The following is a 14,513-nucleotide window of genomic DNA, read 5'->3' on the forward strand; positions in this document are numbered from 1 at the left end:
TATATTTACATGGCACGGCGTAATGCTTGCAGTAATTTACGTTCGCATCTTATGTTGTAACGCTTATGATGGAGTTTATCCGTTTTAAACCGACCAATGACACGGCGAACATCTTGGTTATAAATGATGAGCTCTCTGAAAGTTTGATCATTTAATAACGCTTGAAACCAGCTATATTTTTTCAGATGTACTGCGTTCCTTGATATCTCTTCTTCATCTACCTGTAGAAAAAGGATGTACAGAGCAAGGGTAAAGATGTCTAAAATGAATCCCACATGACCTCCTCCTTTCATATGTTTCATTACGCTTAGAAAGAGGAAAGGTTTCATTCAATAGACAACTCCATCCTTTAGCCTGCAATGTGTGCATCTTTAAATGTGCCATTTATATTTCCAGTGACAAGGATGACATGTCCCCAAAATAAATCACCGTCATGATAGTAGGCTTCAAACTCTCCATTTGGATAAGCTTGCAGGCTTTCAAGTGAAATGCGGTTTATAAATTGGTCATGTGTGATCTCTTCTTGATTTTCATCTGAATCGTCTTGTTCCTGCCAGTCTTTTGCTAGCTCAATCAGCTTATTTGCCGCAAATGATTTAATAGAAGAATCCCATTTAGTCTGCTCTTGTACGAGTCGTCTAGCGGCTTGGAGAGAGTCGTTTATTTCTTCTTCTTCTCCGAGATTGAAGTAGAGAAGGCACTCTTGCTTCCCCCATTGGATCGTCGTTTCAAATAAGTCTAGTCCTTTCACTAATTCAAAGGTGCCCAGCTTGTCATCGTGATAAAAGGAGCTTCTTCTAATATCTCTTGAAGCTCTCTATCCTTTGTATCTGTATCGATGAGTGATACCAGCATGAATTCATCTGTACCTTTTCGTACCTGAAGTGTAACGATTGATTCTTTATGTAATTGTGCCTGTTTTTCCCGTAACCCCTCTTCATCTGTTAACCAGCAGAGTCTCACTTTTTCGGTTGTGATGCGGCCTTTTTCCTTCCATGCAATCAGTGGAATTGAAGCGGTCCAAAGAGATTCTTTTCCTGCGCCTACTCCAGAAGGTCCTGTGACAGCAATCATGTCTACTAGTTCTTCTGAAAACCTTTCTTCAAATGCGTTCATTTGTTTGTTTTTCTTCATGTGATGTCCCCCAGCTACATAAGAATGATATGATCAAAATCTATATCTTTATCACACCGCACATTAGCAGGGGAAATCAAGCCTTTTTTGCTTAAAACTGTTTTCTGGACTTACAGAAGGAGTGAGAATACATGGATTGCTGGAGTTGAGTCACAATAAAAGAGCAAATTGAGGAGTTGGGTTCGAATTTTGTATAAATTTGGGTAAATGAGTCGAAAAGCCTAGGTGATTCTTCCTTTTCTTTATAATTACTTTGACACGATTAGATGAAAAAAGTAAAGTAATACTAAGTGATTTACAAAACCTTCATCATCCACTGAAGCATGAAGTGTTAGTGAATTTAATGTAAATGGATATTTCACCTTTTATTTACTCGTATTTTTTTTGAAACTTATGATGCTTCTCATCCGTTATATTAAAGGAGCACATGTATCCGGCGGAGACAGAGCATCGGAATGCTGGGTGCAGAAGATTTACATTTGCAAAATGAATGTAAATTTTTTATGATTTCATTTATATCAGATCGAAAAAAAGAAAGAAGAGGTTTTATGAAAAAAATATTTGCGAACAAATATAGCTTTTTTGTTTTGGCTGTTCTTTTATTCTGGGCAAAATCTTACACAGCCTACAAAATGGACTTTAATTTAGGAGTGAAAGGTTCTTTTCAAGAGGGTCTTCTCTTATTAAATCCATTTAGTTCAGCCATCGTGTTTTTGGGACTTGCTCTCTTTTTGAAGGGGCGTAAATCTGCCATTGTTTTAATTGTCATTGACTTTATTATGACCGCACTTTTATATGCAAATGTAGCGTACTATCGTTTCTTTGATGATTTTTTGACTTTCTCAACAATGAAACAAGCAGGCAATCTTGGAGGAGGTATGACTGGCGGTGTGTTGTCGAGCATTAAGCCGCATGATCTTTTGTACTTCCTTGATATCATGATCTTGATTGCCATTGTGATTTGGAGACCGGAAGTGAAGAAATTCCAAATGAAAAAGACGTTTGCACTGCTTATTGTGGCTGCAGGTGTTGGGTTGTTCTTTGTCAATCTGCATTTAGCTGAAAAGGATCGTCCGGAATTATTAACGAGAACATTTGATCATAAGTATGTTGTCAAATATTTAGGTGTCTATAATTATACGATTTATGACGGGGTGCAATCAGCGCAAAACGCAACGCAGGTCGCAAATGCGAGCAGTGAAGATTTAACTGATGTCGTGAACTATACGGCTTCTCACTATGCGAAGCCAAATGGAGAATATTTTGGTAAAGCGAAAGGTAAAAACATCATTAAAATCCATTTAGAGAGTTTCCAGTCGTTCCTAATTGATTACAAACTAAATGGAGAAGAAGTAACGCCGTTTTTAAACAAACTGGCTCACGGAAAAGGTGATTTTACGTATTTCGATAACTTCTTCCATCAGACAGGTCAAGGAAAAACAGCAGATGCTGAGCTGATGATGGATAATAGTATGTTTGGCTTGCCAGAGGGTGCAGCGTTTGTGACAAAGGGTGAAAATACCTACCAATCACTTCCTGCGATCCTAGATCAAAAAGCAGGCTATACAAGTGCTGTGCTTCACGGGGACTACAAGTCTTTCTGGAACCGTGACACGATTTATAAGCATATGGGAATTGATCAATTCTTCGATGCTTCATATTACAACATGGATGAAGAAAACCTTGTAAATATGGGTCTGAAAGATAAGCCATTTTTTAAAGAATCAATCCCAATGTTAGAATCAATGAAAAAGCCATTTTATGCACATTTAATGACACTGACAAATCACTATCCATTTAATTTAGATGAAAAAGATGCGACGATTGCTAAGGCCACAACTGGCGATAAAACAGTGGATAATTACTTCCAAACAGCAAGATATTTGGATGAGTCATTAGAGCAATTCTTTAAGGACTTGAAGAAATCAGGTCTTTATAAAGACTCAGTTATTTTATTATATGGTGATCATAACGGTATTTCTGAGAACCATAACCGTGCAATGAGTGAAATTCAAGGAAAAGAAATTACACCTTATCAAAATGCACAAAACCAGCGTGTACCGCTCATGATTCGTATCCCTGGAAAACAGGGTGGCGTGAATCATACGTATGGTGGTGAAGTAGACGTAATGCCAACGCTTCTTCATTTACAAGGGATTGATTCAAACGAGTTCGTGAATTTCGGAACAGATCTATTTTCTAAAAAGCATGACCAAACCGTTGCATTCCGTAACGGAAACTATGTGACACCGACATATACCCTTGTAGATAATACAGTCTACGATACAAAAACGGGTAAAGTGGTGAAACAAAATAAAAAGACAGAGGCAATTAAAGCCCGTGTTGATAATCAGTTAAGCCTTTCAGATAAAGTGCTCTACAGGGATCTTCTTCGATTCCATAAGCTATCGGATTTCAAACCAGTGAATCCATCTGATTATTTCTATGGTAAAAACAAAGAGAACGAAGCAGATTCTTCTGCTAACTAACTGAGTTTTGGGCAAGCACAGAAAGGTGCTTGCCTTTTTCTCTCTTACAGCTTGATTTGTTGGCAAAATATGTTTATATTTAGGGGGAAACAAGCGTGACGTCAGCTGTAAGCTGGCGAAAACTCATTTCGTCCTAGGGGATTTCAGGAGGAGCTTATGACAACAAATACAAAAACACAAAAAAAGAAATCAGAGTTATGGGGCTGGATCAAAGCCATCTTAATCGCATTCATTGCTGTTTTTATCATTCGTAACTTTTTATTCGCACCGTACATTGTCAAAGGGTCATCTATGTATCCGACATTGCATGATACAGAACGGGTTTTTGTGAATAAAACCGTCGATTATTTCGGTGATTATAAACGAGGACAGATCATTGTCCTTGATGGGGAAGACCGCAGCACTCACTACGTGAAACGATTGATTGGTTTACCTGGTGATAAAATCGAAATGAAAAACGACCAGCTGTATGTAAATGGCAAAAAAGTGGCAGAGCCTTATTTAGCGTCAAACAAAAAGCAAGCAGCCGCAGATGGCACTTTGCTGACACCTGATTTTGGCCCTCTTACAGTCCCAAAAGGAAAGTACTTTGTCATGGGTGACAATCGCCAGAATTCAATGGACAGCCGCAACGGCTTAGGTCTTTTTACAAAGAGTGATATTCAAGGGACAACATCATTTGTGTTTTATCCTTTCCAAGATATTCGATTACTCAACCAATAATAAACAATTTGAAAGCACACAGCCGTGTGCTTTCAGATTGTTGACAAAGGGCTAAAATGATCTTCATTTTAGCCCTTTGTCTTCTTTTCAGCTCAGCGTGATAGAAAACCCTTGAAGTCTAGGAAGGACGAGTACCGGAGCGAATTTAAGATTCGTGAGCACCGGCACGCAGGACTGACACCGAATGCGAGGGGTTGTCTACATGCTGAAAGCACACAGCCGTGTGCTTTTTTCTGTTTCTTTAAGACTGGCTTTTTGCAATCGCCTGCTCAAGATCTGCAAGGATGTCTTCAATCGCTTCTGTTCCAACAGATAAACGAATGAGTTCTGGTGTGACGCCTGTCGCTTTTTGCTCTGCTTCACTTAATTGTTGATGTGTCGTGCTGGCAGGATGAATGATCAGTGATTTAGAGTCGCCCACGTTTGCAAGATGTGAGAAAAGCTGCACGGAATCAATGAGCTTTTTACCTGATTCTCGTCCACCTTTAATACCGAATGTGAGGATCGCACCTTGTCCTTTTGGTAAATATGTTTGAGCCAGCTCATAGGATTCATGGCCTTCAAGACCAGGGTAGCTTACCCACTCTACAAGAGGGTGATCCTGTAAAAATTGCGCTGTTTTTAACGCATTTTCACTATGCCGCTCAAGGCGTAAATGCAATGTTTCTAAGCCTTGAAGAAGCAAAAATGAGTTAAAAGGTGACAGTGCTGCGCCTAAATCACGTAAGAGCTGTACACGTGCTTTTGTGATATAGGCCGCTTCTCCAATCGCTTCAGTATACGTGAGGCCATGATAACTTGGATCTGGTTCAGTCAGCCCTTTGAACTTATCACTGTCAGCCCAAGGAAACCCGCCGCTATCGACGATGACACCGCCAATTGATGTGCCATGTCCGCCAATGAATTTCGTCGCTGAGTGGACGACAATGTCTGCGCCAAACTCGATAGGTCTTAATAAATAGGGGCTGGCGAGCGTATTGTCCACAATAAGCGGAATATGGTGTTTGTGTGCAATGGCTGAGACGGCTTCAATATGTAAAATGTCGCCTTTTGGATTCCCGATGCTTTCTGCATACACTGCTTTTGTTTTATCCGTAATCGCTGCTTCAAGTTCTTCAAGATTGGATGAATCGACAAATTTCACTGTAATCCCGAGCTTTTTTAGGGTATGAGCAAACAGATTGTAGGTGCCTCCATAAAGACTGCTGGAGGATACAATTTCGTCCCCGGCTCCTGCAATGTTTAAAATAGAGTACGTAGTGGCTGCTTGTCCAGAAGAGACAGCAAGTGCACCAATTCCACCTTCAAGCTCAGCGATCCTTTTTTCAAATACGTCGTTTGTAGGGTTCATAATACGTGAATAAATATTTCCAGGTTCCTGCAGTCCGAATAAATTCGCCGCATGCTCACTATCCCTAAAACCGAAAGAGCTTGTTTGATAAATAGGCACGGCTCTTGAATAGGTTGCTGAATCAAGTTCCTGACCTGCATGAATGGCTTTTGTTTCTAAACGAAATTGAAGTTCTTCTGACATGTGTGTATCCTCCTTTTGTTAGATAAAACCAACTACTTTGATAAGAAATATTTAATAAGACTATAAATCTTGTTTCATGCTTGGTCAATCATTTTTTAGATAAATCTGAAAAAACAATAAATATAGTTGACAGGTCGGAATAATATGTATCAACATAAGCATACTGAAAACATCACCAAGAATGGCTGATCGGTCAACCGAAGGCTCTATCACTCAAGCATGAGTGAAGGGCCTTTTTTTATTTTAATCAGAAGGGAAGATGAACTTGGAAAAAAGAAAAAACGAAAAAAATACAGAAAACATATGGATCTCACACTAGACATTTTGATTGAGCAGAACAAATATGAGATTTACAGCAATCAAGAAAGAACGAATAGAAGCGATTTACGATCGAATTGATGAAAAGCATATAAGGTCAAAATAACTTTTTTAGGTTAAGGGACTTACTGTGTATATGTCTGATGACAACAGGGATCGAGGTTTCATTGACAATTTCAATTATGATTGCTGGTGAAATCATTGGGAACAATTATTTTTCTGATAGAGCCTCTGCCGCAATTTTCTCAGAAATATAGAAAAAGTATAGTAGTCACTTCTAGGCTGCTGTTCTTTTTTCATCGAAAGGAAGCGAGTCATATGTTGTGTCCTGCTGAAGCAGGTAAGGGCTTTTTTCCCAAGGCACTTTCTTGTATATACATATTTTCGGTGACAAGAGAAGAAGGAAAATATGCCCACTCTTTTGTCGGAATTATCAGTAAATATTTCATAATTGGTGACATAACGACATGAAATCAGGACTTTTATATCTGATATATCGGGGGAATTCTTTCTATCTCACAAAAATGAAAGAACATATAGAAGAGATGATGAAAATGAACTATTTGAAAAAAAGTAGAAAAAAGATGGAATCATTGCCATTATATGGGTTTTGTAGGTATTGTGTTGTGGTAAAAACTAGTGAAAAAGAGAGGGTTCATCCAGTTGGGAGTGAATAATTGAATAAAAAGTCACGTTTTAATCGAAAGTATGTTCGGTCAAAAATGGGATCTTCTGTTGATGTTTGGAGTGTGACGCCTATGATACGATCATCATAAGCTGGGAGGTGAAAAGTATGACTTATGCAGCGCCGCAAGTTGACTATTCCACTATGGAACCTGCTATTATGGACCAAGCTTGGTTCTTAGTATTTGTTGCAGTCCTTCTTGGATTGGGAGCAACAGTTGTTCTAGGAGCAGCAGTTTGGTGTTTAGCAAACGGCAAGGGTAGCTTTACAGGAGCCGTTCAGTGGGAAAGTGGCTTAAAAGTCCAAATTGAATGTAAGTAGCTATACTTAGGATTCATCTTTTTACTTCTATGATATGACACCAGGGCTAAACCGTCTGTGGCGGGCGGTTTAGCCTGATCTGTTTTTTAAAGAATATGCAGACACTTGGAGGTTATATGTTTACGATCGAGAATTTAACCAAGACGTATAAAAATAATGTGACTGCTGTCAATGATTTTCATTTAAAGGTTGCCCCTCATCAAATCGTTGCTGTTGCTGGACCGAATGGATCTGGTAAAACAACGATGATTAATTGTATACTCGGCATCATTAAGCATACAAAAGGAACGATTCACTTGCAGGACGTCACAAATGATGACCCATCCTTTAAAAAACAAGTAGCCTATATTCCAGATGACCTGCTGCTCCCTGAAGCATTGACTGGTGCTGAATATTTAGATTTTGTTTCTTCTATGTATGAATGTAAAACAATTCATAGAAGAAATCAACTAATTGAACTGTTTGATATGGACTCGGCTTTATCAAGACCGATCGAAACGTATTCACATGGTATGAAAAAAAAGACACAGCTCATTGCCGCCTTTATGCTTGATAGTCAATTGGTGATCATGGATGAGCCCTTTAGAGGACTTGATATTGAAGCGGTTATAAACACAAAGAAACTGATGAAGCGTTATGCCGAGAACCATGGTGCAATCTTGCTTTCAACGCATGATATGCTTTCAGCGGAAGAGCTGTGCCACAAAATCGCCATTATTTCTAAGGGAAATAAAATGGATGAAGGAACAGTCTCAGCCTTAAAGGAAAAGTATCAATCAAGCACACTGGAACAGGTGTTTCTGAAAGCTTCAATGTTAAGTGATAGGGGTGCACATTTTGATGAAATCATTAATCATTTCTAAAATGATGCTTAAAATGTGGCAGCAGGAGATGTATAAGCTCTTTGATACTCAAACGAAGCGAATCATTGTGGTCTTATTCTTTTTGTTTGCAGTCACAATGGGGGCCATCATTGGATATAGTTTTACTGGTGTCTTTATGAAGGCTTTCTTAAATGGAGATGAACGTTCACTTGGATTATTGGTTGTGTCGATGGCGATCAATGCATCTATTTTTACAAGCTTGTTATTTGTTCTGATCAAGGTCAGAACGCCTGAACAAGACCGGTTTTCTATGCAGCTCAGCTGGTTCCCGCTCTCTACCTTTCAGAAAAGTCTTGGATACTTCATTCCGATGGTGATAGTGGTGGCAGGGCTTGTTTTATTTTTTATCGGTATCCTGCTTTTACCTAACTTTATTGCCCAGGGAATCGGAATTTTCTTTATCTTTACTTTCTTTTTGATGGTGATTTTGCAATCGCTTTTTGTCTTCATGCTGCTGCAGCTCATTTATAACATTACCTATTTGCTCGTTCTAAAATTAAAATTACCGTTGCAAAAATTTGCAGCGATCTTTGTTTTATTGGCACTGGTTGTGGCGTATGGATTGACGCATTTTGATATCAGCCAAATTCAGCAATCATATATTGAGTTTGATTATCATTTAATGTATTTTACAGCACCGTTTTTCCTTGCAGCACAAGGGATGTCTCCAGAAGGGGTAAACTATGCAATTTTGATTCTGTTCATCCTTTTATCAGCGGGCGGCGCATTTCTTTCTCTTGCGATGATGCCGATTATGGCAGAGAAAAAAGCGTTAACCTTTTTAAACAAATTGCCGTTCTCTTCTTCAAAAAAATGGTCACTTATTGTAAAGGAAATCAAATCACAGGTGCGAAATGAAGAAAACATTTTAAACTTTCTCATTCTTCTCATTGTGATCTTATTCGTCCGTTATCAGTTTGGATTCCGGTTTGAAGAAGAAGCGTTTTTTGTTCTATGTGCTCTTGCTGGATTAACAGCCTTTAATTCATTTGGCAATGATAAACGTATGCTAGGGATGTATAAAACATTTGGCCTAATGTCGTGGGAAGTGGCTCTGTATAAGTTTATTGGACTTCTGCTCGTTGGTGTGATGCAGATTGCTTTATTCATGCTGACAACACTGACGCTCCCTGATCAGATTTGGAACGTATTGATTGGGGCCGCTGTGTTATGCAATGCTACTGCGCTCTTTTATGTGGTAGGTATTTTACTTCCTCTTGATCGGAACAATCCATACACAGGCATTTTTTCATTTGGAGCACTTATTTTACTTATGATTCCAATTGTTTTTATTGGAAACTATGTCATAGGGGAGTCGAGTCAAACGCTTCAGTGGCTGCTTGTGGCTGCTTTTGAGGGTCTGCTCATCTTTGCCATATACAAAGGTTTTTCATGGAGGTATTCACATGATTCAACTTCTTAACAGTAAGCTAAAGATTGAGCGGGTACCGGCTCTTGGGCCTTATGTGACCTTACAAAAGAGGCATCTCACTGATACGCAGTATGGAAGCACACTCCCGATTAATGAAAGTGCCTATCATATGTTAACGAAAGTGGACGGCAAGAGGACAGAAGCGAGTATTACGGCAGAGCTAGCCGATTTGTTTCAGGTCGATGAGTCTGTCATTGCTCGTGATTTTTATCAGCTGATGATGGGGCTGAATCAGCATCATTTGCTGTCTATTCATTATCAATCACCATATCGGATTGTCACAGCCTGCTGTCAATTTTTTAAGCAGTATCAAGTAAAGATGAAGGAACGATTTGATTGCACAGGCCACTCATTTCTTCAAATATTGGGGACGGCCTTGCTTATGGTGACGCGTAAAATCATCTTTTTCTGGGTGCTTTTCATGGTCATGGCAGGCATCGCCTTTTTATTCATCCCTGATCCATCGATTGCAGCCATTGCGATTTATTTTTCCATTATTTATTTCGGATTAATTACCGGGACGGCCTTGCATGAGGCAGCACATGGTTATGCACATCGGAAGTTTGCGGGACGGGATGGTCCTCAAGGTTTTTTTGCGAGTGATATGATGTCTGTGAAATTTGTGAGACCTGTATTAGATCCATTTCAGAAAAAGCAGGTATGGATTACGCTGCTTGGACCGCTTCTCCCTGGTGTGATTGGGGCAGCTGGAATCATTGTGACCGTATTATTTCTGAAAGAAAATCCAATTTCGACAGGTTTTTTTATTTTTTCAATTACGTATTTTATTCAATTACTCTATCTTCTTCCGTTTATGGGGGATGGTAAATCCATTATGAAGCAGCTATTGCTTCGTGGAATGGGAGGACAACGATCATGAACGTTCAGGCAATGAAACAAGGTGCTATAGTTGGTGGTTTCCTAGGATTCTTAGGCTTTCCGATGCTGACAATTGGTGTACTGTTCTATCATTTATTTCAATCAAAAACAAATGATGCATTATTATTTAACAGTCTCGCTTTTGAGATGGAAGGTTCGTCAGCGTTTACTTTTCAGATCAAGCCAAACTTTTTTATTTATATGATTGTGATTTTTGCAGCGAGTTTTCTCATTGTGGCATTGCTGTCGGCAATGAAACAGAAAAAAGCGAAAGATTAGGAGAATTTTCCTAATCTTTTTTTGTATGCTCAACCAAATTTTAGTATAATAAAGAATGAAAAATATTAAAGGGGATATCAATGATTAAAAAATGGAGCATACTTTTGTTCACTGTTTTTCTATTAGCAGGATGCGGTGAGAAGGCCGAAGAAACAACAACGACAGTGAAGACAGTATCTAAAAAAGAAACAGAACCCGTATCTAAGGATCAAGTAACAATTGAAAAAATGAAACTGACAAAGAAAGAAGAAAGCTTACTAGATGCCACAACCACTAATGAAATGGTGGCTCTTACCCTAAAGGGATTAACGAAGAAGAATAAGAGTATCACTTTTATTGGGAGTCATTACAAAAATGGTCGATTAGTTGATAAGGAAGCATCATCTGCCACCTTTGTTTTACATCAGGATGGAACCGATCAAACGATGAATGTGCTCTTACAACTGAATCATCAGAAAGATATATACGAATCACAATTTAGTATTTGGTCAGACAGAAAGAATGATGGAATGATAAAAGCGACTTCAAGCTTTCCATTCAAAGTAGGTGACTATGTTTTTTCTGCACAATCTGAATCTGTCAAAGTGGCTTCAGGAGAAAAAGCACTAATTGCGTATACAGCTGCAATGGGTAAAGATGGGAATTTACCAATGTTTGAGGCAATCGAAAAGAACCCAGAGAAAGCGTTGAAGAATATGTCACATGCATACTTGTTTTATGTCCAGCTAGATAAATAACTATCTTAATATATATGGAGAATATGAAGTTTTTTGACGAAAAATCTTCATATTCTCTTGACGAATTGTTAAGAAAGTTGTAACATAATAAAAGTCAACGCAATGACGTTGCTTTTAAGAGATTGATGCGGGTGTAGTTTAGTGGTAAAACCTCAGCCTTCCAAGCTGATGTCGTGAGTTCGATTCTCATCACCCGCTCCAATACATAATTTTGTTTATAACGCAGTATTTCGTTTCTTAGATAAACGAAGTGTTGCGTTTTTTATTATGTCAGTATAATGTGAAAAAAGCACTGTCAGCTACAGTGCTTTTTCAATGAGTTCATATTTGCTTTCTCCACCATGTATTTGTATAAACATCTTCGTCAAGGATTGTATAAGAGCTTCACTCTTTTCCCGGGAAATAGATGGCGGGAAAAGGATGATTTGAAGAATGTTCTTTGTGTCTTGAGAAATTTGTGCTTTACTTGCTTGAGAAAATAACCCTTTAAGTCCCGTTTCGTCCTGCCATTCGATGTGACCAGCATCATTTTTTGCAAGTGAAAGTGGCTCTTTTAGGCGATCGGCATCTAATGTCAGGATGGGCAAGAAATATTTTAATGAGAAAAATATCGACAAATCCTGTACGGAATTGGTCGAGTCAATAAATTGTTCCTTTTGAATATCAGAAAGAAGTGGAAGGAAAGGAATGTCTTCTATAAGCTCAGTCCATTCTTTGATCGCAGGTACTTCTTTCAAGGCTTTATCTTCGTATTCAAAAAACAAAGACTCTTGAAACAGGCGTAATCGACCTTTTAACATTTGAGGTGATTTACCGACTTCAATATGTGAATATTCAATCTGTCCAACATGGATAGAAGGGCTTTGAGGATAAGGAATTTCCATATGTATCTTCACAGTGACTCACTCCAATCGGTCATGATACACTCGTATTATACTGAAAACAACAGAAGAAACAAAGAAAGGAGGTTTGCAAGGTGATTCATGTTGGAGAATTAAAAGAAGAATTGATTCAATATGCGAAAGAAATTGGTGTCGATAAAATTCGATTTGCAAGTGCTGATACATTTGATTCATTAAAGGACCGCCTGATCTTACATGAATCGTTAGGGTATTTGTCCGGCTTTGAAGAGCCTGATATCGAAAAACGAACAAACCCTTCTTTGCTGCTTCCAAAGGCCAAATCAATTGTTGCAATAGCGCTCGCGTATCCTTCCAAAATGAAAGATGCCCCTCGAAGTACAAAGGATGCAAGAAGAGGAATCTTTTGCAGGGCTTCTTGGGGAACGGATTATCATGTTGTATTGAAAAAAAAGCTTGATATGCTCGAGGAATTCTTGCGGAGCAAGCATGTCGATATACGAACAAAATCAATGGTGGATACAGGGGAACTGTCTGATCGTGCTGTAGCAGAACGCGCTGGCATTGGTTTTAGTGCAAAGAACTGTATGATTATCACACCAGAGTTCGGCTCTTATGTGTACTTGGCTGAAATGATTACAAATGTTCCATTTGAACCGGATGAGAAAATTGAAGACCAGTGCGGGACGTGCAATAAATGTGTGGATTCGTGTCCAACAGGTGCGCTTGTGAATCCAGGACAGCTGAATTCTCAAAGGTGCATTTCGTTTTTAACTCAGACAAAAGGGTTTTTACCTGACGAGTTCCGTTCGAAAATAGGGAACCGCTTGTATGGGTGTGATACGTGCCAAATAGTTTGCCCGATCAATAAAGGAAAAGACTTTCATCTGCATCCTGAAATGGAGCCGGACCCTGAAATTGCAAAGCCGCTTTTAAAGCCGCTCCTTACGATCAGCAATCGTGAGTTTAAGGAAAAATACGGTCATGTATCAGGATCATGGCGGGGGAAAAAGCCCATTCAGCGGAATGCGATTTTGGCACTCGCTCACTTTAAAGACGCATCTGCCTTACCAGTTTTGATTGAATTGATGCACAAGGATCCAAGGCCGGTCATTCGAGGCACGGCCGCTTGGGCCATTGGCAAAATTGGCGACGTGCAGCAGCTTTCAGAGCTGGAAAAAGCTCTTGAGCGGGAAAGTGATGAAGAAGCGAAACAAGAGATGATCAAAGGGATTGAGCTATTACAGACACCTTTAAATACTAAATAACATCCCTATGAACATAGAATGTACCAAACAGAGGTTTTAAAAAAAGTTTTGGTGGTGTCTGTGTGAAACAATTATTAGCGCAAACGTTAGAAGACAGGCTGGCGTATTTATTAAATGACAGTGCGATCAAACAGCCGCAGCTCATGTCTGATGTGGAAGCAGTAGAACGAAAAAAGGAGCTTTTTGCTAGAAGACAGGTTGAGATTGTGAAGGCAAAGGCAAAAACAAAGCTTCTAGATTCAACAATTCAGGATGATGGGGCTCAGCATGTGCAATATCTTGCTCATCTCACTTATGTCTGTAAGGATGTAGACGATTCTTTTTATTTGGAGGAACAGGTTGAAAAAAGAGAAGCGTTTCTTTATAACGACATGCTTGTCAAAGATCGCATGATGCAGGAGGAACGGCAAAAGGAGGAGCGGGTGGATGAGCGCTTCCAGAACGAGGAACAATTCGGGAGAGCCTTTCACTATGATCGGCGGGCAGCCGTGCAATATGCGGAGACGTACTGGAATAAACGGAATCCAGCCTACAAGAATTTTGAAGATAACTGTACAAATTTTATTTCACAATGCTTGAAAGCAGGGAATGCGCCAACGAGAGGGTATCCGAATCGCGGGTCTGGCTGGTGGGTGCGTCCACATACGTGGAGCTACAGCTGGACGGTGGCTCATTCGATGAAAAACTATTTAGCGAATTCTAAAGCAGGCTTAAGGGCAAAGAAGCTAAAAGAAGCGCAGGAGCTTCAAATTGGTGATGTCATTTGCTACGATTTCGAGGGTGATGGAAGGTATAATCATACAACCATTGTTGTTGATCATGATAAAGGCGGAATGCCTCTTGTGAATGCACAGACGTATGACAGCCGCATGCGGTTTTGGTCATATGAGGATTCAACTGCCTATACACCAGCTATTCGTTATACGTTTTTTCACATTTTGGACGATGCCGCAAAGGATAGTTAATGGTA

General features: G+C 39.4%; 15 protein-coding genes and 1 tRNA gene. 11 read left to right on the forward strand and 5 right to left on the reverse strand.

The genetic code is table 11. The features are described from left to right. Positions 1-5: 5 nt before the first annotated feature. The 3 genes from NPA43_RS04390 to NPA43_RS04400 all read right to left on the reverse strand — a co-directional run bounded on the left by NPA43_RS04390 (position 6) and on the right by NPA43_RS04400 (position 1,134). Positions 6-275, reverse strand: coding sequence for a hypothetical protein (locus NPA43_RS04390; protein ID WP_256499425.1), 270 nt, complete (start codon positions 273-275; stop codon positions 6-8). Between the two features lie 74 nt (positions 276-349). Further along, positions 350-751: a DUF2262 domain-containing protein gene (locus NPA43_RS04395; protein WP_256499426.1), complete on the reverse strand. Its 402-nt coding sequence runs from the start codon at positions 749-751 to the stop codon at positions 350-352. After that, on the reverse strand, positions 751-1,134 hold the full coding sequence (locus NPA43_RS04400) for a DUF7021 domain-containing protein (protein WP_256499427.1): 384 nt from the start codon (positions 1,132-1,134) through the stop codon (positions 751-753). Before NPA43_RS04400 ends, NPA43_RS04395 begins: the two co-directional genes overlap by 1 nt. A gap of 548 nt (positions 1,135-1,682) precedes the next feature. Here NPA43_RS04400 and NPA43_RS04405 point away from each other — a divergent pair. Both NPA43_RS04405 and lepB read left to right on the forward strand, forming a co-directional pair. After that, positions 1,683-3,623 (forward strand): lipoteichoic acid synthase, encoded by a 1,941-nt coding sequence (locus tag NPA43_RS04405; RefSeq protein ID WP_099728255.1) that lies wholly within the window; start codon positions 1,683-1,685, stop codon positions 3,621-3,623. Between the two features lie 156 nt (positions 3,624-3,779). Next, positions 3,780-4,346: a signal peptidase I gene (gene lepB, locus NPA43_RS04410; protein ID WP_099728244.1), complete on the forward strand. Its 567-nt coding sequence runs from the start codon at positions 3,780-3,782 to the stop codon at positions 4,344-4,346. A gap of 241 nt (positions 4,347-4,587) precedes the next feature. On the opposite strand, the gene NPA43_RS04415 is transcribed toward lepB, so the two are convergent. Beyond that, positions 4,588-5,880 carry a homocysteine synthase gene (locus tag NPA43_RS04415; protein WP_099728243.1) on the reverse strand — a complete coding sequence of 431 codons (1,293 nt, stop codon included), beginning with the start codon at positions 5,878-5,880 and terminating at the stop codon, positions 4,588-4,590. Positions 5,881-6,991: 1,111 nt separating this feature from the next. Here NPA43_RS04415 and NPA43_RS04420 point away from each other — a divergent pair. The 7 genes from NPA43_RS04420 to NPA43_RS04450 all read left to right on the forward strand — a co-directional run bounded on the left by NPA43_RS04420 (position 6,992) and on the right by NPA43_RS04450 (position 11,616). Next, a complete protein-coding gene (locus NPA43_RS04420; protein WP_003211695.1) occupies positions 6,992-7,204 on the forward strand; it encodes a hypothetical protein in 213 nt (70 codons plus the stop codon). A gap of 116 nt (positions 7,205-7,320) precedes the next feature. After that, a complete protein-coding gene (locus NPA43_RS04425) occupies positions 7,321-8,067 on the forward strand; it encodes an ABC transporter ATP-binding protein (protein ID WP_099728241.1) in 747 nt (248 codons plus the stop codon). Beyond that, entirely contained in the window at positions 8,045-9,511 is a 1,467-nt protein-coding gene (locus NPA43_RS04430; RefSeq protein WP_256499653.1) for a hypothetical protein, read from the forward strand. Before NPA43_RS04425 ends, NPA43_RS04430 begins: the two co-directional genes overlap by 23 nt. Continuing rightward, complete coding sequence (locus tag NPA43_RS04435; RefSeq protein ID WP_099728239.1) at positions 9,495-10,400, forward strand: PqqD family protein; 906 nt, start codon at positions 9,495-9,497, stop codon at positions 10,398-10,400. The genes NPA43_RS04430 and NPA43_RS04435 overlap by 17 nt, the downstream gene beginning before the upstream one ends. Continuing rightward, positions 10,397-10,678: a hypothetical protein gene (locus NPA43_RS04440; RefSeq protein ID WP_099728238.1), complete on the forward strand. Its 282-nt coding sequence runs from the start codon at positions 10,397-10,399 to the stop codon at positions 10,676-10,678. The genes NPA43_RS04435 and NPA43_RS04440 overlap by 4 nt, the downstream gene beginning before the upstream one ends. An 80-nt stretch (positions 10,679-10,758) precedes the next feature. Beyond that, on the forward strand, positions 10,759-11,415 hold the full coding sequence (locus NPA43_RS04445; protein ID WP_099728237.1) for a hypothetical protein: 657 nt from the start codon (positions 10,759-10,761) through the stop codon (positions 11,413-11,415). Between the two features lie 127 nt (positions 11,416-11,542). Further along, positions 11,543-11,616, forward strand: a tRNA-Gly gene (locus tag NPA43_RS04450). 98 nt (positions 11,617-11,714) lie between these two features. Here NPA43_RS04450 and NPA43_RS04455 read toward each other — a convergent pair. Continuing rightward, complete coding sequence (locus NPA43_RS04455; protein WP_249705391.1) at positions 11,715-12,311, reverse strand: hypothetical protein; 597 nt, start codon at positions 12,309-12,311, stop codon at positions 11,715-11,717. 83 nt (positions 12,312-12,394) lie between these two features. Between NPA43_RS04455 and queG the strand changes: the two genes are divergently transcribed. Together queG and NPA43_RS04465 are read left to right on the forward strand one after the other, a co-directional pair. Next, positions 12,395-13,543: a tRNA epoxyqueuosine(34) reductase QueG gene (gene queG / locus NPA43_RS04460; protein WP_099728253.1), complete on the forward strand. Its 1,149-nt coding sequence runs from the start codon at positions 12,395-12,397 to the stop codon at positions 13,541-13,543. Between the two features lie 62 nt (positions 13,544-13,605). After that, positions 13,606-14,508: an amidase domain-containing protein gene (locus NPA43_RS04465; RefSeq protein WP_099728236.1), complete on the forward strand. Its 903-nt coding sequence runs from the start codon at positions 13,606-13,608 to the stop codon at positions 14,506-14,508. The last annotated feature ends 5 nt before the right edge of the window (positions 14,509-14,513 follow it).

Source organism: Bacillus pumilus, assembly GCF_024498355.1.
GTDB lineage: Bacteria > Bacillota > Bacilli > Bacillales > Bacillaceae > Bacillus > Bacillus pumilus_P.

What these genes read in the sequence shown, in the direction of transcription:
- NPA43_RS04440 (WP_099728238.1), top strand. Translation starts at nt 10,397, where the DNA reads ATGAACGTTCAGGCAATGAAACAAGGTGCTATAGTTGGTGGTTTCCTA.
- lepB (WP_099728244.1), top strand. Translation starts at nt 3,780, where the DNA reads ATGACAACAAATACAAAAACACAAAAAAAGAAATCAGAGTTATGGGGC.
- NPA43_RS04435 (WP_099728239.1), top strand. Translation starts at nt 9,495, where the DNA reads ATGATTCAACTTCTTAACAGTAAGCTAAAGATTGAGCGGGTACCGGCT.
- NPA43_RS04415 (WP_099728243.1), bottom strand. Translation starts at nt 5,880, where the DNA reads ATGTCAGAAGAACTTCAATTTCGTTTAGAAACAAAAGCCATTCATGCA.
- NPA43_RS04420 (WP_003211695.1), top strand. Translation starts at nt 6,992, where the DNA reads ATGACTTATGCAGCGCCGCAAGTTGACTATTCCACTATGGAACCTGCT.
- NPA43_RS04430 (WP_256499653.1), top strand. Translation starts at nt 8,045, where the DNA reads ATGAAATCATTAATCATTTCTAAAATGATGCTTAAAATGTGGCAGCAG.
- NPA43_RS04405 (WP_099728255.1), top strand. Translation starts at nt 1,683, where the DNA reads ATGAAAAAAATATTTGCGAACAAATATAGCTTTTTTGTTTTGGCTGTT.
- NPA43_RS04445 (WP_099728237.1), top strand. Translation starts at nt 10,759, where the DNA reads ATGATTAAAAAATGGAGCATACTTTTGTTCACTGTTTTTCTATTAGCA.
- NPA43_RS04425 (WP_099728241.1), top strand. Translation starts at nt 7,321, where the DNA reads ATGTTTACGATCGAGAATTTAACCAAGACGTATAAAAATAATGTGACT.
- NPA43_RS04400 (WP_256499427.1), bottom strand. Translation starts at nt 1,134, where the DNA reads ATGAAGAAAAACAAACAAATGAACGCATTTGAAGAAAGGTTTTCAGAA.